This is a genomic window from Lentzea flaviverrucosa (assembly GCF_003350445.1).
Lineage (GTDB): Bacteria > Actinomycetota > Actinomycetes > Mycobacteriales > Pseudonocardiaceae > Lentzea > Lentzea californiensis.
The window spans coordinates 605,216-623,832 of record NZ_QQAU01000003.1 but is presented as its reverse complement, the minus strand read 5'-3'; the positions used below and the strand labels follow the sequence as shown (position 1 = coordinate 623,832).

Annotated in this window: 18 protein-coding genes; 10 read left to right on the top strand and 8 right to left on the bottom strand. The window is 70.3% G+C overall.

The genetic code is table 11. The annotated features are described in order from the left end of the window. Positions 1-17: 17 nt before the first annotated feature. On the top strand, positions 18-614 hold the full coding sequence (locus DFR72_RS12955) for a TetR/AcrR family transcriptional regulator (protein ID WP_090063530.1): 597 nt from the start codon (positions 18-20) through the stop codon (positions 612-614). 488 nt (positions 615-1,102) lie between these two features. Next, positions 1,103-1,906, top strand: coding sequence for a hypothetical protein (locus DFR72_RS12950; protein ID WP_143086554.1), 804 nt, complete (start codon positions 1,103-1,105; stop codon positions 1,904-1,906). A 523-nt stretch (positions 1,907-2,429) separates the two neighbouring features. Here the strand turns inward: DFR72_RS12950 and DFR72_RS12945 are convergent. Then, positions 2,430-2,786 (bottom strand): 5-carboxymethyl-2-hydroxymuconate Delta-isomerase, encoded by a 357-nt coding sequence (locus tag DFR72_RS12945; RefSeq protein WP_090062370.1) that lies wholly within the window; start codon positions 2,784-2,786, stop codon positions 2,430-2,432. A 58-nt stretch (positions 2,787-2,844) separates the two neighbouring features. Beyond that, on the bottom strand, positions 2,845-3,609 hold the full coding sequence (locus DFR72_RS12940; RefSeq protein ID WP_090062372.1) for an SDR family oxidoreductase: 765 nt from the start codon (positions 3,607-3,609) through the stop codon (positions 2,845-2,847). Between the two features lie 101 nt (positions 3,610-3,710). On the opposite strand from DFR72_RS12940, the gene DFR72_RS12935 reads away from it, so the two are divergent. Next, complete coding sequence (locus DFR72_RS12935; protein ID WP_090062373.1) at positions 3,711-4,550, top strand: helix-turn-helix transcriptional regulator; 840 nt, start codon at positions 3,711-3,713, stop codon at positions 4,548-4,550. Here the strand turns inward: DFR72_RS12935 and DFR72_RS12930 are convergent. Then, positions 4,543-5,019: a GNAT family N-acetyltransferase gene (locus tag DFR72_RS12930; RefSeq protein WP_245982861.1), complete on the bottom strand. Its 477-nt coding sequence runs from the start codon at positions 5,017-5,019 to the stop codon at positions 4,543-4,545. The genes DFR72_RS12935 and DFR72_RS12930 overlap by 8 nt on opposite strands. After that, complete coding sequence (locus DFR72_RS12925; protein ID WP_090062375.1) at positions 5,016-6,038, bottom strand: alpha/beta hydrolase-fold protein; 1,023 nt, start codon at positions 6,036-6,038, stop codon at positions 5,016-5,018. Before DFR72_RS12925 ends, DFR72_RS12930 begins: the two co-directional genes overlap by 4 nt. Positions 6,039-6,091: 53 nt before the next feature. Here DFR72_RS12925 and DFR72_RS12920 point away from each other — a divergent pair, with 53 nt between their 5' ends. The 5 genes from DFR72_RS12920 to lnt all read left to right on the top strand — a co-directional run bounded on the left by DFR72_RS12920 (position 6,092) and on the right by lnt (position 12,164). Continuing rightward, on the top strand, positions 6,092-6,673 hold the full coding sequence (locus DFR72_RS12920; protein WP_090062376.1) for a TetR/AcrR family transcriptional regulator: 582 nt from the start codon (positions 6,092-6,094) through the stop codon (positions 6,671-6,673). Positions 6,674-6,719: 46 nt separating this feature from the next. Beyond that, positions 6,720-7,490, top strand: a complete 771-nt coding sequence (locus DFR72_RS12915) for an SDR family NAD(P)-dependent oxidoreductase (protein WP_090062377.1) — start codon at positions 6,720-6,722, stop codon at positions 7,488-7,490. A gap of 91 nt (positions 7,491-7,581) precedes the next feature. Then, positions 7,582-9,168, top strand: coding sequence for a sigma-70 family RNA polymerase sigma factor (locus DFR72_RS12910; protein ID WP_090062379.1), 1,587 nt, complete (start codon positions 7,582-7,584; stop codon positions 9,166-9,168). A gap of 67 nt (positions 9,169-9,235) precedes the next feature. Beyond that, positions 9,236-10,687 carry a polyprenol phosphomannose-dependent alpha 1,6 mannosyltransferase MptB gene (gene mptB / locus DFR72_RS12905; RefSeq protein WP_090062381.1) on the top strand — a complete coding sequence of 484 codons (1,452 nt, stop codon included), beginning with the start codon at positions 9,236-9,238 and terminating at the stop codon, positions 10,685-10,687. Further along, positions 10,674-12,164 (top strand): apolipoprotein N-acyltransferase, encoded by a 1,491-nt coding sequence (gene lnt / locus DFR72_RS12900; protein ID WP_090062382.1) that lies wholly within the window; start codon positions 10,674-10,676, stop codon positions 12,162-12,164. Before mptB ends, lnt begins: the two co-directional genes overlap by 14 nt. Here lnt and DFR72_RS12895 read toward each other — a convergent pair. From DFR72_RS12895 to DFR72_RS12880, 4 genes are all read right to left on the bottom strand, one after another. Beyond that, positions 12,064-12,744, bottom strand: a complete 681-nt coding sequence (locus DFR72_RS12895) for a class I SAM-dependent methyltransferase (RefSeq protein WP_090062384.1) — start codon at positions 12,742-12,744, stop codon at positions 12,064-12,066. The two genes, lnt and DFR72_RS12895, sit on opposite strands and share 101 nt — an antisense overlap. 57 nt (positions 12,745-12,801) lie before the next feature. Next, entirely contained in the window at positions 12,802-13,707 is a 906-nt protein-coding gene (locus tag DFR72_RS12890; RefSeq protein ID WP_245982859.1) for an ArsR/SmtB family transcription factor, read from the bottom strand. Between the two features lie 200 nt (positions 13,708-13,907). Beyond that, positions 13,908-14,366: a peptidase inhibitor family I36 protein gene (locus tag DFR72_RS12885; RefSeq protein ID WP_143086555.1), complete on the bottom strand. Its 459-nt coding sequence runs from the start codon at positions 14,364-14,366 to the stop codon at positions 13,908-13,910. A 99-nt stretch (positions 14,367-14,465) separates the two neighbouring features. Then, on the bottom strand, positions 14,466-15,911 hold the full coding sequence (locus DFR72_RS12880) for a phenylacetate--CoA ligase family protein (protein ID WP_090062388.1): 1,446 nt from the start codon (positions 15,909-15,911) through the stop codon (positions 14,466-14,468). A 90-nt stretch (positions 15,912-16,001) separates the two neighbouring features. On the opposite strand from DFR72_RS12880, the gene DFR72_RS12875 reads away from it, so the two are divergent. Together DFR72_RS12875 and DFR72_RS12870 are read left to right on the top strand one after the other, a co-directional pair. After that, on the top strand, positions 16,002-17,699 hold the full coding sequence (locus DFR72_RS12875) for a choice-of-anchor B family protein (RefSeq protein WP_245982857.1): 1,698 nt from the start codon (positions 16,002-16,004) through the stop codon (positions 17,697-17,699). Between the two features lie 53 nt (positions 17,700-17,752). Further along, the gene (locus tag DFR72_RS12870) at positions 17,753-18,616 is read left to right on the top strand and encodes a hypothetical protein (RefSeq protein WP_090062390.1); all 864 of its coding nucleotides are present in this window, start codon (positions 17,753-17,755) and stop codon (positions 18,614-18,616) included. Position 18,617 lies beyond the last annotated feature (1 nt).

The following is an 18,617-nucleotide window of genomic DNA, read 5'->3' as shown; positions in this document are numbered from 1 at the left end:
CAGGGATGATGGTGCGCATGGGGTACCACGGCTGGCAGGGCAACCCACCCGGCACCGAGGACGAGGCACGCCGCCGGATCGTCAAGGCGGCGATGGCCTGTGTGGACCGCGTCGGGCTCGCCAAGACCAGCATGTCCGTGGTCGCCTCCGAGGCGGGCGTGACGCGGCAGACCGTCTACCGCTACTTCCCACGCCTCGCGGACATCCTCAGCGCCGTTGCGCTGGCAGGCGTCGAGGACTTCGCCGCGCGGATGGCACGGCACCTCGCCTCGTTCGGCAGCCCGGCCGAGGTGGCCGTGGAGTCCGTGGTGTTCGGCGTCCTGGAGGTCCCGCGGGAGCCGTACCTGGGCTTGCTCCTGCAGGCAGGCGAATCCGACTTCTTCACCGTCGCGGTGACCTCCCCCGAGTCCTTCGCGCTCGGCGCGCGCATCCTCCGCGACGTGCCCGTGGACTGGGCCGGCGCCGGGATCGCCACCGACGACGAGCTCCAGGGGCTCGCCGAGATCCTGATGCGGCTCTTCCTGTCGTTCCTGCAGCACCCCTCGACGCCGGCGCTCACCGATGACCGCCTGCGGGCTCTGGTCCGCCGGTGGATCGGGCCTGCTCTTCAGTAGCCACCGTGTTCGTGTGCGGTGCCAGAACTCTGCATTCGCTCGCTGCGCTGCCGTGGTCAGGTTCTGTCGTTCGGGCGGCATCGTCGTGGGCGTGGCGCTGCGACTGCTACGGGCGTGGGCTGCCAGTCGGACAAGGGCGCCGGTTCGAGCACCGTGGCCGGCGTCGATCGCGGGCCGACGGCCACGACGAACATTCGCGGGATGTAGAAGCGAGGTGGTGGGCGAGGCCGGTCGTCATAGCTCTCCGAGATACCCGACGGGACGGACTCGTCGCCGTCCTCGCGATGTCGTTGTCCGCTCTGGCTCCGCCCGAGCACACGATCTGCGGCGTGCCGTCAACCGGCTGTTCGACCCACATCATCCGGCGGACGGCGCTGATAGTTTGGGGCCGTGCCGCCGCGGACCGCTGCCGGATGGCGAGCGGGTCCGGGGTGCGGCGCCACTTCAGCTCAGCCGGACCAGCGGCTCGAACAGGGAGAACAAGTCCTTTGCGGAAGCTCAGAACGGCTGTACTCGCCTTTGGCGTCACGGCTGCGGTCGTCGGGGGCGGATCCGCCGGCGCCCCCGCCGCCCAGGCCGCGGCCACCTGGAAAGCCTTCGACAAGAACTGCGTGACCGTCATCGCCGGCGGCGGCGCGATCGCCGGTTCGGTCTGCGCGCAGGTGCAGAAGCGCGTCACCGACACCGGTTCGACCAACGGTTACCGCGCCAGGGTCACCGTCACCCCCGCCGCGGGTCACTCGTTGAAGCCGACCACCCACACCTGGAGCTCGGACGGCGCCACGAACCAGATCTGCACGGGCGGCTGCGCCCCGCAGACCTCCGAGTGGACCTCGGCGTGGACTCCGGTCAAGACCTCCTCCGGGACCTACACCGCCAGGGGTGAGGTCTTCGGCAGCAGTTCCATCTTCTCCGTCTCCGCCTCCTGGAGCGACTGGACGCAGATCGCCAAGAAGTGCGTCAGCGAGGCCGCCGGCAAGCTCTGCGTCTACCGGCATGAACGCGCCTACCGGGACACCTACGAGGAGCGTGCCAAGCTGACGGTCGCGCCGTCCGCCGGCAACTGGCTGGAGCCGCGGTGGGTCCGGGTCGGCATCGTCTCGGACGGCGTCGACAGCCACGAGACCCGCGACCTCTGCGACCCGTCCTGCACCCGGCGCACCGTCACCTGGTCCGCCACCGTGAGCCGGACCATCGGCAACATCGGCAGCACCTACCAGCTCTACGCGTCCGCCCAGGTCGCCCTTCCCTCCGGCGACGTCGAACTGATCAAGGCATCGCTGTCCGGCTGACCTCGTCAGCACAGCGGGGCCGGATGTGCGTGACGACCTCGTCGCTCGAGGCCGGGCGGGCGTGGAACACCGCTCCGGATCGCGTCACGCACCGATGTAGACCCGGTTGATCGTGCCCGGAATGCTTCGGCGGTGTCCGAGCCGAGGCGGCTGGCAGGTCGTAACGCCGTAGCGGCTGCCTCCGAATGTACGAATGCCGGTCCGGGGATCCCTCGCGACGTCCCAACGGAGCGCGTCCCGGACCGGCGCTCACCCAGCAATCGCAATCACGCAGACGTCCGCCAGGCATGTCGGCCACGCACCGCCGCCGGCCGGAATCACGCCGTATGCGTCCTCGGTGTGCGCGTCGAAGGTGCCGAGGTGCGCGCCCGTGTGCACGTCGATCAGGTGATGGCGGAACCAGTGCTCGTCATCGTTCTGCGGTCGGTCTGAAACGCCCCGTCATTACGTCCCTCAACGAATTCGAACGGAGCCGCACTGACCTGCGAGAGTTGCATTTCCGCAGGTCGGCGCGGCATTAGTGCTACAGAACGAACTTCTGGTACTGCTCGCGGTCCATGTCGTACACCTCGAGCGTCACCTGGGTCGGAAGCCCTTCCACCGGCTTGAGGTGATCGCGCGCGATCCCGATGACCACCTGCCCGACCTCCTGCTTGAGTTCGACCGACCGGCCCGTCAGCAGCCCCATCCTGATGTGGATCATCGCCGCGGGGGAGCCGTCGCCGATCACGGACTCCTCGATCGTGCGGAACCGCGTCTTGAACGCCGGCACCTCCGCGCTGACCAGCGGCCCCACGGTCCGGTGCAGCGCGAGGGCGAAGGCGCGGCGGTCGAAGGCCTCGCCCAGTTCGGCGGAGTGCTCGACGGTGATCTGTGGCATGGGCCCACGCTACCGGCGCGGCGACGATGAGCAGCTCCGTCTCAGATGCCTTGAGACGTCACTTCCCGTGCGGGTCCTCGACGTTGATCGCGGCGACCACCTGGTCGTAGTCGCCGCGCGCCTCGCCGTAGCGCAGGAACTTCACGCGCTCGACCTGGATCTCACGGGCGTCGGGCCGGGTCTCGATGATGCTCATGACCTCGGCGACGTACTCGCTGAGCGGCATGGCGTGCTCGTTCTCGGCGTGGCCCGGCAGCAGGTCCGTCCGCACCGCCGGCGGCTCCAGCTCCACGACCTTCACCGACGTGTCGGCGAGTTGGAGCCGCAGCGTCTCGCTGAGCATGTGGATCGCGGCCTTGGACGCGTTGTAGCTCGGCGTGATCTTCAGCGGCGCGAAGGCGAGTCCGGACGAGACGGTCATGATCGTGGCGTCCGGCAGCGTCTGGAAGTGCTCGACGAACGCGGCGATCAGGCGGATCGGGCCGAGGACGTTGGTCGTGACGGTGCCCTCGGCGGACTCCAGGAACGACTCGGGGCGGTGCCAGTCCTCTACGCGCATGACACCCGCCATGGTGATCAGCACGTTGACCGACGGGAAGCGGGCGATGACGTCCTTGGCCGCGGCCTGGACGCTCGCGGCGTCGGCGGTGTCGATCCGGACGGTCTCGACACCGGGGTGCTCGGCCGCGATCCGGTCGAGCAGTTCGGTGCGCCGGCCGCCGACGACCACGGTGTTGCCGCGCTCCCGCAGGGCGAGGGCGAGCGCCAGGCCGATGCCGCTGGTGGCTCCGGGGATGAAGACGGTGTTTCCGGTGATGTCCATGGCACTGAGCTTCTGCCGGTGTCCGCCGGTGCGGCAGAGAGCCCTTGTCGGGGGATCGGCGATCCCTGGTTCACGGCGCGCGGGCCCGGATACTGGGGTTCATGGATCGGGTGGAACTCGCGGGATTCCTCAGGCGCCGCCGGGAGGAACTCAGGCCGGAGGACGTCGGCCTGCCGGTGGGCGCGCGCAGGCGGGCGCCGGGGCTGCGGCGCGAGGAGGTCGCGGCGCTGGCCGCCATGTCCACCGACTACTACACGCGCCTGGAACAGCAACGCGGCCCGCAGCCGAGCGAGCAGATGCTGACCGCGCTGGCCCGCGCTCTGCGGCTGACCGACGACGAACGCGACTACCTGTTCCGCGTCGCCGGTCGCAACGCCCCGTCACCCCGGACGGGCGCCACCCACGTGGTGCCCGCGCTGCAACGGGTGCTGGACCGGCTCGACGACACGCCCGCGCTGATCCTGTCGAACCTCGGCGAGGTGCTGATGCAGAACCGGTTCGCCGAGGCGCTGTACGGCGACTCCTCGCGCTTCACCGGGTACGCCCGCAGCGGGATCTACCGCTGGTTCACCGACCCGGACGAGCGCCTCGTCTACCCCGAGCACGACCGCGAACGGCAGGGCCGCACCCAGGTGGCGAACCTGCGCGCCGCCTACGCCTCGATGGGCCCGCGCTCACGGGCCGGTGAGCTCGTTCGCGCACTGCAGAAGGAAAGCGCGGAATTCGCCGAACTGTGGGAACGGCACGAGGTCGCGAAGCGGTTCGAGGACCACAAGGTGCTGATCCACCCCCAGCTCGGGGAGATCGAGGTGGACTGCCAGGCGTTGTTCACCGAGGACCAGTCGCAGGCGCTGCTCGTGCTGACCGCGCCGCCGCGCACCGAGGCGTTCGACAAGCTGCAGCTGCTCGGCGTGCTGGGCACGGAGAAGTTCGTCAGCTGAGGACGAGGATCGTCTCCTCGATCTCGGCCTTCCGGGCCGCCGCGTAACCGACGTCGGTCCCGACCGGCTTGAACCCCGCCCTCGTGAGCACACGCATCGACGCAGGGTTGTCACTGGCCACGCGGGCGTGCAGCGGCCGGACCGTCACCTGCTCCAGCAGCAACGCCACCGCCCTTCCGGCGACGCCCTGACCCCACACCGCGCGGTCGACCCAGTAGGTGATCTCGGTGTCGCCCTCCATCACGAAGCTGGCGATGCTGCCCACGACCACGCCGTCGCCGAGGATGACCTGGTTCAGGGTCTCGGGATTGCCCCGGATCCTGCGCATGTGCGCGTCGAACGCCTCACGGTCGTCGGGGTCCTCCGCGGTGAACGCGGCCATCCGCACCGATTCGGGATCACGCATGAACTCGAACAACATGTCCAAGTCCGCGTCTTCAACGCCTCTCAGAGCCACTTCGCCGATCATCGAGCGAGCCTAGTCGCGAGCCACGCCAAAGACAGCGGATAGCGATGATCGATCGCGCCGTGTCCCGCGTCGAAGAGCTCGAAGTGCACGCGCTCGTCCGGAATCCCGGCCGCGGCGATCTCTTTGCGGAACGCCTCCGCGCCCAGGTCGAGGAAGTACTCGTCCCGTTTGCCCGCGTCGATCCACACGGCCCTGAGCGAGCGGATCGCCTCGGCGTGACCGGCCACCATCCGCACCGGGTCCCAGTCGAGCCAGCGCTGCCACACCTGGGGGACCGGCGCTCCGGTGACCGGGTCGAACGGCAGTTCCGGCGTCCCGTCCTCCCGTGCCGAGAAGCACGCGGCGACACCGAACATCCCGAGCAGGTCCGTGTCCTCGGGCTTCGTGAACGCGGTCCGGCTGGTGAAGTCCGTCCACCACTTCTGGACGTCGTGGTCGTAGCCGCGCAACGCCCGTGCGGCCTTGCCGAAGTCCGCGAGGTAGCAGAGTTCGTAGAGCGCGTCACCCGCGTGCGTGGCCAACGCGCCGAACAGGTCGGGCCGCAGCATCGGCGTGATCATCGCGCCGAACCCGCCGGAGGACTTGCCCGCGATCGCCCGCGACTCCCGGTCCGGGATCGTGCGGTAGTGCTCGTCCACCCACGGCACGATCTCGTCGCACAAGTACGAGTGGTAGCGGCCGGTGCCGGGGGAGTCGACGAACTGCGACCCTCCGTAGGACGTCCACGCGTCGACGTAGACGACGATGCAGCCAGGGGCTCCTTGAGCGAACACCGCGTCGGCCGTCTCGATGAACGGCTGGCGGAACGGCATCCGGTTCGCCCACATCGCCACGTGCCCGGTGTAGCCCTGGATCACGTAGACGGTGGGGTGGCGCTCGGTCCCCGAGTCGTAGCCCGGCGGCACGTACACCCACAGCGGCCGCTCGTGCGGATCACCGAGCGGGTTGTCGCGCAGCAGCGCCGAGTCGACGGTGTGCCGGTCCAGCCGACCGGCGAGCGGTCCCTCCCAAGGCAGCATTTCCCCAGTCAACCACAGTGGACTCGCCGGTCCAGAAAACTTAGGCTCGGGTCATGGCACTGACGACGAAGGGGCGCGCGACCAGGCAGCGCATCATCGAGGGCGCCGCGGCCTACCTGCGCGGCGACGAGCCCGCGGGCGTGACGCTGGACGACATCCGCGCGATCACCGGGACGAGCAAGAGCCAGATCTTCCACTACTTCCCGGACGGCAAGGAGGAGCTCTTCCTCGCCGTGGCCCGCCACGAGGCGGACCGCGTGCTCGACGACCAGCAGCCGCACCTCGGCGCGCTCACGTCGTGGGCGGCCTGGGAGCGGTGGCGCGACTCGGTGGTCGCCCGGTACCGCGCGCAGGGGCGGCACTGCCCGCTGGGCACGCTGATGGGGCAGGTCGGCAGCACGCCGGGTGCGCACGAGGTGGTCAGCACGCTGCTGGGCCAGTGGCAGGCCCACGTGCGCAAGGGGATCGGCGACATGCAGGCGGCCGGGCTGGTCCGGGAGTCCGTCGACGCCGACCGGGTCGCCGCCGCCTTCATCGCGGGCATCCAGGGCGGGGTCCAGGTGCTCATGTCGACCGGTCACGTCGGGCACCTCGAAGCGGTGCTCGACACGTTGATCGACTACCTGCGAGGCTAGATTTCTGGACTTGCCGGTCCAAAAAAGTGCTCGTAGCGTCGAGGACATGACACAGCGACTGGAGGGCAGGACCGCCCTCGTCACCGGTTCCACCAGCAACATCGGCCGCTCGATCGTGGTCGCCTTCGCCCGCGAGGGTGCGCACGTCGTCGTTTCCGGCCGCGACGAGACCAGGGGAGCGGAGGTGGTCGCGCAGATCCGAGCGGACGGCGGGAAGGCCGACTTCGTCCGCGCCGATCTCGACGGCTCCCCGGACGCGAGCCGCGCGCTCGCCGCCGAGGCCTCCGCGCTGCTGGGAGGTCACGTCGACGTCCTCGTGAACAACGCGGGCATCTACCCGCCCTCCACCACCCCGACGACGGACGAGGAGACCTTCGACCGGGTCTTCGGTGTCAACGTGAAGGCGCCCTTCTTCCTCACCCAGGCCCTCGCTCCCGCGATGATCGGCGCCGGCGGCGGCGTGGTCCTCAACCTGGGGTCGTGGATCACCAGGCTCGGCGTCCCCAGCGGGGCGATCTACAGCACGAGCAAGGGCGCGATGGAGACGCTCACGCGGGCGTGGGCGGCGGAGTTCGGGCCGCAGGGCATCCGGGTCAACGCCATCTCGCCTGGCGTCATCGCCTCGGCGGGCTGGGACGACACGACCCGCGGCATGGCCGACGGGATGATGCGCGGCACGCCCGCCGGACGGTCCGGGCACCCGGACGCGATCGCCGCCGCGGCGGTGTACCTGGCCTCGGACGAAGCCGAGTTCGTGCACGGCATCGTGCTGGACGTCGACGGCGGCCGGACCGGGGTGGCGGTCGTCGCCGTGTGACCCCGGTCACCATCCGGCCCGGTTTCTGTGACCTGAGGTGAGACTCGCCGGTCTCCCATGACGTACAGGACAGTCGGCGAAGGGTGCGGAAGTGACGGGTCGGGAGTGGCTGGGGCAGGTGGACGCGGGGCAGGTGCAGGCCGCGCGGGCCGGTGATCGGACGGCGCTCGACGCCGTGGTCGCGGGTTGCCTGCCCCTGGTCTACAACGTCGCCGGTCGGGCGCTGCACGCCGATTCCGACGTCGACGACGTGGTGCAGGAGACGATGGTCCGCGTGATCCGCGGCATCGACGCGCTGCGGGAGCCGGACCGGTTCCGGTCGTGGCTGGTCGCCGTCACCATCAACCAGGTCCGCGACCACTACCGCCGCCGCGACCTGGCCCCGGCCCCGCTGGAGGAGTACGACAGGGCCGATCCGGGCGCCGAGTTCGTCGAGGTCGCGTTGTCCCGGCTGCACTTCGCCCAGCAGCGCCGCGAGGTCGACGAGGCCGCGCGCTGGCTGGACCCGGCCGACCGCGAACTGCTGGCGCTGTGGACGCTCGAACGCGTCGGGCAGCTGACCAGGGCCGAGGTCACCGACGCGCTCGACCTCGGCGCGCACGCCGTCACGGTGCGCGTGAGCAGGCTGAAGGGCCGCCTGGAGACGATCAGGCACCTCGTCCGCGCGTTGTCCGTGGAGCCGCGGTGCGCCGGGCTCGACCGGGCGGCGCAGGGCTGGAACGGCGAGCCCAACCCGTTGTGGCGCAAGCGGCTCCTGCGGCACGTCGACGACTGCGGGCGCTGTGGACGAGGCGTGGACGACGCGATGCCCGTCGAGCGCGTCCTGACCGGCGCCGCGCTGCTCGTGGTCCCGGCCGCCTACCTTCCCCGGCTGCTCGAGACCCTCACGGACGTCACACCGGACCCCGTCGCGTTCGAGTCCGACCTCGGCACGGTGCCCACGCACCTCGCCGAACCGGCCGGCGTGTTCGGCAAGCTCGCGGGCATCGCCAGCACCAAGCCCGTGCTCGCCGTGGCGGGCGCCGCGGCCGTGTGCGCGCTCGTCGGTGTGGTCGGCACGATGGTGCTGCTGCCGTCCGACCCACCGGCGGCCGTGGCCGGGCCGAACACCACGCAGGGACTGGCCCTCAGCACGTCCTCGTCGCCGCCGGCGGAGACCACGTCCGCGACGTCGAGCGCACCGCCGTCCACCACGACCACGACGACCACCACCACGACGACGACAGCGCCGCCCGAGCCCGTCCGCGCCGCCACGCCGGAGGAACGCGTCCTGGCGCTGATCAACGAGACCAGGTCGAAGGCCGGCCTGGCACCGCTGACGGTCGACCCGGCGCTGGTCACCGCGGCCGACCGGCACACCAGGGCCATGATGAGCAACGGCTGCGGCCTGTCGCACCAGTGCGCCGGTGAGAGCGGCCTCGGCGAGCGCAGCACCGCGGCCGGCGTGAAGTGGAGCTCGGTAGCGGAGAACGTCGGCATGGGCGGCCCGGTCAAGGACAACGTCGAGGCGATCTCCAAGATGGCGCTCGGCCTGACCCAGGGCATGATCGACGAGAAGCCGCCGAACGACGGCCACCGCAAGAACATCCTGAGCAAGTCGTCCACCCGCATCGGCATCGTCGTGATCCGCGACGCCAAGGGAACCGTGTGGATGACGCACGACTTCGCCGGAAGTTGAGCTGAGACGCCGGTTTAAAAAAGATCATCCTCAGGTAGTACGTGGGAACGCGACCACAGTCGGACGCGTGACGATCCGTCCGGAAAGCACTGTCTCCACCGTGCAGACCGTCACCTACCGCTGGCCGACCGCCGTCACCACCGACACCCCGGAACTGCTGCGCTGGACGGGTTCCGGTGGTGCGCTCCTGCTCACCGCCGGTGCCTGGGCCGTGAGCGCCAGAACCGGCGGCGCGGTGGCGCTGGGCGTCGCGATCGCGGGTGCCGGTCTGGTCGTGCTGACGTGGGCGCTGCTCGGCCGCACGAGGCCGGACCCGGGATGGCTGCGCCGGACGCTGGCCTGGTGGTGCGCGCCGCTGCTGGTGGCGCCGCCGCTGTTCAGCGCCGACGTCTTCAGCTACCTGGCCCAGGGCGAGGTAGCCGCGAACGGGCTCGACCCCAACGTGGTCAGCCCGGCAGCCGGCGCGAGCGCGGAGGCCGTGGCACGCGTCGGCGTCTACTGGCGCGAGACGCCATCGCCGTACGGGCCGTTGTTCACCGCGGTCGAGCGGGCGATCACCGAGGTCACCGGCGGCGACCCCGTCCTGGGCATCGGGTTGTACCGGCTGGTCGCCGCGCTGGGACTGCTGCTCGTCGTGTGGGCGGTGCCCAGGCTCGCCGCCATGACGGGTGTGCGGGAGCGCACGGCGTTGTGGCTGGGTGTGATGAACCCGTTGGTGCTGTGGCATCTCATCGGCGGTGTCCACAACGACGCGCTGATGCTCGGCCTCATGCTGTCCGGCACCGTCGTCGCGTTGCACGCGCTGCCCGAACTGAAGTGGTGGCAGTACACGGCCGGCGTCGTCCTCATCGGACTGGGCGCGCAGGTCAAGCTGCCCGCGCTGGTGGCGCTCGCGGTCGTGGGCACCGCACTGGCACGCAGGCTGGGCGGCGGCTGGGCCCGGTTCGTCACGGCGGGTTTCGCCATGGTCGCGGCCACCGGGGTGGTGTCGGTCGTGACATCGCTGGCCGGCGGGTCCGGTTTCGGCTGGGTGCAGGCGCTCGGCACGCCGTCGAAGGTGAACAGCTGGATGGCTCCGACGAACTGGCCCGGCTATCTGGCGGGTGCGGTGTTCGGCCCGCAGGCCGGGCAGGCGATGATCTCCTCGGCACGGATCGCGGGGCTCGTGCTGATCCTGTGCGGCGTGGCGGTGGTGTTGGGCCGCCAGCTGCGCGGACGGATCTCCGAGGTGACTTCGCTGGGAATGATGATGAGCCTGATCGTGGTGCTGGGGCCGGTGATCCAGCCGTGGTACCTGCTGTGGGCCGTGCTGCCGCTGGCCGCGTGCCTGCCGGTGGGGCCGTGGCGGACGCGGGTCGCCGTGCTCGCCGGGGTGTTCGCACTGCTGGTGCCGCCGCTCGCGGGCAACTTCGCGGGCCGCGTGCCCGAGCTGGTCGGCGCCTACGTCGTCGGGATCGCTCTCGTCGGCGGCGCGTACCTCGTCCTGCGCCGGGCGAGGGTGTCCGTTGCGCAAGCCTGATCTCGCCCGCTACGGCGCGGCGGCGGTGGCCGGCGGCGCGCTGGCCCTGAGCTTCCCGCCGCGCACGCTCTGGTGGCTCGCCGTTCCCGCGTTCGTGGTGTTCTGGCTGGCGCTGAAGGGCGCGGGCGCCCGCCGCAGCGCCGGTCTCGGGTTCGCGTTCGGGCTCGCGTTCTTCCTGCCGCACCTGTGGTGGATCCAGCACTTCCTGGGCAACGACTTCGGGCCGTGGCCGTGGCTGGTGCTCAGCGCGTTGATGGCGTTGTTCATCTGCGGTGTCTGCGCGCTGTTCCCGCTGGTCAACCGACTGCCGGCGGCTCCGGTGTGGGCGGCGCTGCTGTTCGTGCTGCAGGAGACCCTGCGCGGGCTGATCCCGTTCAACGGCTTCCCGTGGGGCCGCGTCGCGTTCGGTCAGGTCGACGGGCCGTTCGCGCGCCTCGCCGTGCTCGGCGGCGCGCCGCTCGTGACGTTCGCCGTGGTGTTCACCGGGTTCGGCCTGGCCGCCTGGTTCCCGAGGTGGACCCGCGCCTGGGCGCTGGTGCCGATCGTCGCCTCGCTCGTCGTGAGCCCGTTGATCTCGATCGAGGCGCAGACCGGCCGGCGGACCGTGGCGGTCGTGCAGGGCAACGCCCCCGACCTCGGCCTCGGACTGCTCACCGAGGGCGCCACCCTGCGCGACAACCACCTGCGCAAGACCGCTGAACTGGCCGCGCTGGTCCGCGGCGGCGCATTGCCGAAGCCGGACCTCGTGGTGTGGCCGGAGAGCGCGACCAGGACCCGTGACCGCGACCCGGTGCTCGACGCCGCCATCGCCGACCTCGGCGTGCCGACCCTGGTGAGCGCGCTGCGCGACGGGCAGAACTCCGTCATCACCTGGGACCCGAAGACCGGCGCGGGGGAGTCGTACGCGAAGCAGGAGCTCGTCCCGTTCGCCGAGCACATCCCGCTGCGCCCGCTCGCCCGGATCTTCACGCCGTTCGCCGACCAGCCCGACCTCGACGCGGGCACCGAACCGGGCGTGCTGGACATCGCGGGCACCCGAGTGGGCGTCGGCATCTGTTACGAGGTCGCCTACGACTACGTCCTGCGGGAGAGCGCCGCCGACGGTGCCCAACTCCTGGTCGTGCCGACGAACAACGCCTGGTACGGCCGCGGCGAGATGACCTACCAGCAGCTCGGGATGGCACGCCTGCGCGCGATCGAACACGGCCGCGCGGTCGTGGTCGCGGCGATCAGCGGCGTGAGCGCGGTGGTGCGGCCGGACGGCAGCGTCGTGCGGTCGACCGGGATGTTCACCGACGACCTGATGGTGGACACCGTGCCGTTGCGCACGGACGTGACGTTCGCGACGCGGTTCGGCGCTGCGATCCACGTCCTGCTCACGGGCTTGGCGCTGGCCGCGTGTGGGGTGGCTTTGTGGTCGCGGCAGCGAGCACGACGGGTACCGGAGTCCCGCCCTCGGCGAACCGGCGAGGAGTGAGCCCCGCGTCGAGGAAGGCGTTCAGCAGGGTCGGCAACGGCCAGTGCGACGCGCCGACCTTGTCCCGCAAGCCCTGATCGGTCCACGACTCCCTGGTGTGGTGGACGTCGAGGTAGCCGGGCCGGACCACCACCGCGGCGGGGTCGCCGCGATCGGCGAACCCGCCGCAGAAGCACGGGTGCACGCCGACGTGCACGAACATGCCGCCCGGCCGCAGCACCCTGGCCACCTCGCGCAGGACGTCCGGATAGGCGGGCATGTCGGTGTGCACCATCACCGCCACCGCGGCCGGGACGCTGTCGTCCCGCAACGGCAATCGGCTCGCGTCCGCCCGCACGACCGGCAACCGGGCTCGGGCGTGGCGCAGCATCCCCGCCGACAGGTCGACGCCGACGGGCGTCCACCCCAGCTCCCGCAGGAGCGTGGCGTGCACGCCCGTTCCGCAACCGATCTCCAGGCAGGTCCCGGCACCGTCACCGAGCAGGTCCCTGACCGTGCGGCCGATCCCGAGCGGATCGCCGCGCTGCGCGGTCAGGAACCGCTCCTCGTACCAGTCCGCGATGTCGTCGTAGGCAGCCACCTTCCCAGTGGACCGGCGGCCCGGTCACGTCCGCCACCGGTTCCGCGCGCGGCGAACTCAGTTCTTGCCGAGCAGGGCCGACCCCAGCAGCGTTCGCTGGTGCAGCACGGACAACCCCTGCCTTTCCGTCGTCAGCAACCCCGCCTCCCGCAGCACCGTCGTGTGCCGGCTGACCGACGACGGTGACGCGCCGAGGCGTTCCGCCAGTTCGGTCGTCGTGGCCCCGGCACCGACGGCCGCCAGCACCGCTGATCGGGTCGTGCCGAGCAACGCCGCGAGCGCGCCCTGCTCACGCCGTCCGCTCGCGAGCTGGCGCTGCCACGTCCAGTCGTGGTGCAACGGGTACACCACGGTCGGCGGCAGCCCCGGATCAGCGAACGCGACCGGTGTGCGGCGGCAGAAGTACGACGGCACCAGCCGCAGCCCGCGCCCGTTGAGGTACAGGTCCCGGTCGTGCGCGTACTGGACCTCCAGCACCGGCGCCCGCCAGTTCATCAACGGCCACATGCCCCGCAGCAACCCCTCGACGTCGCACGCGAGACCGTTGCGGTGCACGCGGTCGGTCTCGACCGCCTCGTCGATCAGATCGCCGTACGGCTCGATCACCTCGCGGTGGTACCGGATGAGCGCCTCGGTGAGACCCATCAGGGACTCGCCGTCGCCCGCCGCCAGTGGACGCGTCCACTCCGGAACCGGCCGCACCTCCTCCAGCCGCCCGAACTCCTCTCGCAGCCGGTGCCGGGGTGTGGACCGGATCGCGGCGAGCGCGCTCCCCAGTCCTTGCGCACCCTCGGGCGGTGTGAGGAAGTCCGGGAAGTACGGACCGAGCGGTGCGAGCACGGACAGCATGCGAACGCCGGACGTGATCACCTGCCGGTCCCCGTTGCGGCGGACGTGACGAAGCCACGGCTGCAGCAACAACCCGCTGTCCAGTTCGGTCAGCCGAAGCCAGCTGAACACCATTTCCCAGAGTGGATCCACCCTTTCCGCTACCTGCGTACGCTCCAGATCACCAGTGGAAAAATGGATGCGCAACACAGCAACCTCCCCAGGCCAGGTCACCGCGCATAACGATACTGGGCGTGTCACTCCGCCGAATCGCGCAACGAAAACCGGACGCGAGGCGAGTGCCCCGCGTCCGGTTCTGTGCTACTCGGCCATGATCAGCCGCAGCTGGTGCTGACCCACTGGTGCGAGCGGACCTGGTAGGTGCCGGCGAGGTCACCCTTCTGGCCCTGCTTCGTGCAGCCGATCGATCCGTTGTAGCCGGTGTTGCGGTAGAACCTGACGCCCTTGGCGGAGGACGTGCCGCGGTTGTAGACGGACTTGACCTCCCGGTCCGTGGCCCAGGAGCACTTGTAGGTGCCCGAGGTCCAGTCCGAGTCCGCCACGTCCCACATGCAGCGGCTGCCCTTGCCGCCGAAGCCGTCCCAGAAGCAGATGTTGCCGGTGTTGCAGTCCCAGGCGGCGAGCGCCTGGCCGGTCTCGGAGTCGAAGGCCGCGCCCACGGCGGCGGCCTCGGCGACCGGTGCCTCCGCCTGCGCGCTCGGGGCAGCGAGAGCGACGGTGAAGAGCATGGCGAGTGGCATCAACGCCAGCAAAATACGCCGAACGAACCTCAAAGGATTCCTCCCTAACCCAAAATTAATTCCGCCGGGCGCCACTTTAAGCAGGGAGGGGAAGCGGAGAAAAGCTATTGCTCCGTGGCGCAATAGCGCTTTTCAGGGTCGTCGGGTGTACCTGTGTTTCACCCCGGCCGGGAAGTACTCCGGATCGCCGTGCGGACGCAGCACGACTTCGGGCGTCTGCCGTTCGGCCGGGACGTAGTGGGCGTACTCGCTGTTGAGCCGCAGAAGCTGGGCCCGGACCGCCTCCGCGATCACCGCCGCGTCCGCCGTGGCGCCCGGCGCGGTCTCGACGGTGATCCGCAACAGCCGGTCGCGATCGTCGTCCTCGACCGACTCGATCACGAACTTCCCCGTCACCACGTCGCTGATGCCGGGCTGCTCCAGGCCGACCGCCACGTTCTCCGGGTAGACGTTCGCGCCGAAGAACGACACCGTGAACAGCGACCGCCCGAACAGGAACACGAACGGCAGCTCCGGCCCGGCCGGGGGAGTGAAACCGTTGCGGGCGCAGTACTCCAGCAGCTCCGCGTGCCCGAGGACCCCGCCCTCGTCGGCGATCCGGTAGCGGATCAGCGGGATCCCGCCGTCGGCGGTGAACACCAGCGTGCCGTCGTGCACCTCGAAGAACCGGCTCGCCGGGTCGTACTGCACGAGCGTCGGCAGTCGCGAGTCCCCGAAGACCTCCCGGGCCTTGTCCGGGTGGGCGGCGAAGAACCCGCGGATGCTCGCCGACAACGCGGTCTCGTTGCCCAGCACGCCGGAGTCCGCTGTGCCGTAGAGGGAAGCGACGTCGGTGACGGGGTCCGCGATGCCGGCGCGCCGCGACACCAGGTCGCGCCACTGCTCGCTGAACACCTCACCGGCCAGTACCAGCTTGATCCGGTACGCGGGCCAGTCGACGCCCTGCGCGAGCCCGGTGTCGACGACGTCCTTCACGAACGGCGGGTAGCCCAGCAGCACGACCTGCTCGAAGTGCGGCGCCAGTTCGGGGAGCACCCGCAGGATCTCGGCCTTGTTGTTGCCCGGCGCCACCACCGTGATCGGGCAGCCCTTGGCCGCGAGGTGCCGGACGCACGCCTGCGTGAACAGGCCGCCCACCCACGTGCCGAGCGGGAAGCACACCACGGCCAGCGTCCTGCGCTCGTCCGCGTGGAACCCGTCCACCAGCACCTGCTCGAACCGGCGCGCCACGTGCAGCTCGTCCTCGACACCGCGCGGCCAGATCGTCGGCCTGCCGCTCGACCCCGACGACACGGCGATCATGTCGCAGTTGTCGAGCTTCCCGTCGCGGCACAGCTCCGGCAGCGGGTACCGCTCGTGGTAGCCCGCCTTGTCGAGCAGCGGCAACCGCTGGAAGTCCTCGAACGTCCGGATCGTGGCCGGCTCGATCCCGTTGTCGCGCAGGAGCTTCCGGTAGGCGGGCACCGTCTCCGCCGTGCGCTGGAACAGGTCCAGCACCCAGCTCCCCGACTTCGGCTCACCCGGCGCGAAGAAGTCGTCGAACGCCTGGCGCACGCGGTTCTGGCGGCTGCTGTCCATGGGCCGAGCGTATCGAGCTGATCGACATTCCACCCCGAACCAGACGAACGACGCTTCACGGGGAGTACCTGCCGCTTCTACCGTCTGTTGGTGACCGGGAACCCCCTGCTTCCCGGTGCGAAGGAGTCCAACTACATGAAATCCCTGCGCATGGGGGCGCTGGCCGTCTTGACGGTCTCAGCGGTCGCCCTCTCGATGACGGGCGCCTCAGCCCACGACCCCAACACCGCGGAGGGCCAGGCCGCCGCCAGGACGTTCCTGGCCGACCACCTGCCCGCCGACCGTCACGCCGTCTCCGGCCAGGCCGCCGGCGTGCCGTGCGTCAACGGCAAGGCCGACATCTACCCCTGCAAGAACGTCGACCTGCTCAGCGTGCTGCCCCTGTCCGCGATGGGCGGTGGCAACGGCAACGACATCTGGGGCTGGACCGACCCGTCCTCCGGCAAGGAGTACGCGGTCGTCGGCCGCACCAACGGCACCGCGTTCGTCGACGTCAGCACGCCGACGGCACCGAAGTTCCTGGGCAACCTGCCGTCCAACGGCGGCAGCAGCTCGTGGCGCGACATGAAGGTCTACAAGGACCACGCCTTCATCGTCGCCGACTTCATCACCGGCCACGGCATGCAGGTGTTCGACCTGACCCGCCTGCGGACGATCACCACACCGCAGACGTTCACCGCCGACGCCCTGTACAAGGACTTCGGGCCGGCGCACAACATCGCCATCAACGAGGAGACCGGGTACGCGTACGCGATCGGCTCCAACACGTGCAGCGGCGGCCCGCACATGGTCGACATCCGCACGCCGAAGTCGCCGAAGAACGCGGGCTGCGTCTCCCAGGACGGCTACACGCACGACAACCAGTGCGTCGTCTACCGCGGACCGGACGCGACCTACCGCGGCCGGGAGATCTGCTTCAACTCCAACGAGGACACGCTGACGATCGTCGACGTGACCGACAAGACCAGGCCGGTCCAGATCTCGCGCAAGGCCTACTCCGGCGCGCAGTACTCGCACCAGGGCTGGCTGACCGAGGACCAGCGGTACTTCCTGCTCGACGACGAGCTGGACGAGTCGCGCGGCACCGACAAGCGCACCAAGACCTACATCTGGGACCTGGCGAGCCTCGCGAACCCGGTGCACACGGGCGTCTACAACTCGCCGGCCACCGCGATCGACCACAACCAGTACATCAAGGGCAAGTACTCCTACCAGGCCAACTACCAGGCCGGGTTGCGCATCCTCGACGTCAGCGGTGTCGCCTCGGCGCAGCTGACGGAGGCCGGGTTCTTCGACATCTACCCGGCGGCGAACGAGGCGAAGTTCAACGGGGCGTGGAGCAACTACCCGTACTTCGCCAGCGGCATCGTCCTGGTGAACGGCATCGAGCAGGGCCTGGTCGTGGTCAAGCCCAACCTCGGGGCCGTCGAGCCGCCGCCGGTGGGCGGCAAGTTCGAGAACACCGCGGACGTGCAGATCCCGGACAGGGGAGCGGCGGTCACGTCCTCCGTCTCGGTCTCCGGCGTGTCCGGCAAGGCCCCGGCGGCGCTGAAGGTCAACGTCGACATCAAGCACCCGTACCGCGGGGACCTGGTGGTCGACCTGGTCGCGCCGGACGGGACCTCGTTCCGCCTCAAGGGGTCCGGCAACGACTCCGGTGACAACGTGCTGACCACCTACGAGGTCAACGCCGCGGCTGAGGACGCCGTCGGCTCCTGGCAGCTCAAGGTGCAGGACGTGGCCAGCTCCGACGTCGGCTACATCGACGCGTGGAGCCTTCAGTTCTGACCCTGACGCGGGTGGGCGGCCGTCGCCGCCCACCCGCGCTGCGAGGAGTTGTCATGCGCAAGCTCAGCCTCGTCGACTGGATGTTCGCCCTGCTCGCCGTCGCGGTCGTGGCGGGCGGCGGAATCATGGTGTTCGCCCGGTCCGCACCGCCGATGCAGCACCAGAACATGGGCGCCGTGGTCCCCGCCGCGCACAGCGACGGTCTGTCCGATGTGGAGAGCGGCTACCGCTTCGAGCCGGTCACCACGCCCGGCACGCGAGGCACGGCGGTGCCGGTGGCGTTCCGCATCCTCGACAGCACGAACAAACCCGTCACCAGGTTCCTCGACGACCAGACCAAGCAGATGCACTTCTTCTCCGTGCGCGAGGACATGTTCGTCTTCGAGCACCTGCACCCCGTCCTGGACGGAGACACCTGGCGCACCGAGCTCTCGTTGCCCGACGGCGGCGTCTACCGGATGTTCGCCGAGTTCGTGCCGCTCGACACGCAGGACCCCCGCCACCCGGTGGTGCTGGGCGTGCCGTTCAGCGTTCCCGGTGACACGACGGTGGTCCCGGTTCCCGCCCCCGAGGCCGGCGCGACCACCACCGACGGCTACACCGTGGTGCGCGTGGACGAGGGCCGGCCCAAGCCGATGAGCACGCACGTGCTCCGGCTGTCGATCCGCGGGCCGGACGGCAAGCCGGTGAGCTCGTTGGAGCCGCACCTCGGCGCCAACGGGCACATGACCGGCTTCCACACCATGCTGCTGTCGGCCACGCACCTGCACCCGGTCGAGCTGGCGGGGATCCCGTTGGACAACGGCGAGCTGAGCTTCCAGGCGGTGTTCGCCGATCGCGGCGAGTACCGGCTGTTCCTGGAGTTCGTCCACGGCGGCAAGCTGCGCAGGGCGGCGTTCACCGTCGGTATTGTTTAGC

Coding starts and splice junctions, on each gene's coding strand:
- DFR72_RS12955 (WP_090063530.1), top strand. CDS start 18: ATGGGGTACCACGGCTGGCAGGGCAACCCACCCGGCACCGAGGACGAG.
- DFR72_RS12945 (WP_090062370.1), bottom strand. CDS start 2,786: ATGCCACAGATCACCGTCGAGCACTCCGCCGAACTGGGCGAGGCCTTC.
- DFR72_RS12940 (WP_090062372.1), bottom strand. CDS start 3,609: ATGGACATCACCGGAAACACCGTCTTCATCCCCGGAGCCACCAGCGGC.
- DFR72_RS12935 (WP_090062373.1), top strand. CDS start 3,711: ATGGATCGGGTGGAACTCGCGGGATTCCTCAGGCGCCGCCGGGAGGAA.
- DFR72_RS12930 (WP_245982861.1), bottom strand. CDS start 5,019: ATGATCGGCGAAGTGGCTCTGAGAGGCGTTGAAGACGCGGACTTGGAC.
- DFR72_RS12925 (WP_090062375.1), bottom strand. CDS start 6,038: ATGCTGCCTTGGGAGGGACCGCTCGCCGGTCGGCTGGACCGGCACACC.
- DFR72_RS12920 (WP_090062376.1), top strand. CDS start 6,092: ATGGCACTGACGACGAAGGGGCGCGCGACCAGGCAGCGCATCATCGAG.
- DFR72_RS12915 (WP_090062377.1), top strand. CDS start 6,720: ATGACACAGCGACTGGAGGGCAGGACCGCCCTCGTCACCGGTTCCACC.
- DFR72_RS12890 (WP_245982859.1), bottom strand. CDS start 13,707: ATGGTGTTCAGCTGGCTTCGGCTGACCGAACTGGACAGCGGGTTGTTG.
- DFR72_RS12880 (WP_090062388.1), bottom strand. CDS start 15,911: ATGGACAGCAGCCGCCAGAACCGCGTGCGCCAGGCGTTCGACGACTTC.
- DFR72_RS12870 (WP_090062390.1), top strand. CDS start 17,753: ATGCGCAAGCTCAGCCTCGTCGACTGGATGTTCGCCCTGCTCGCCGTC.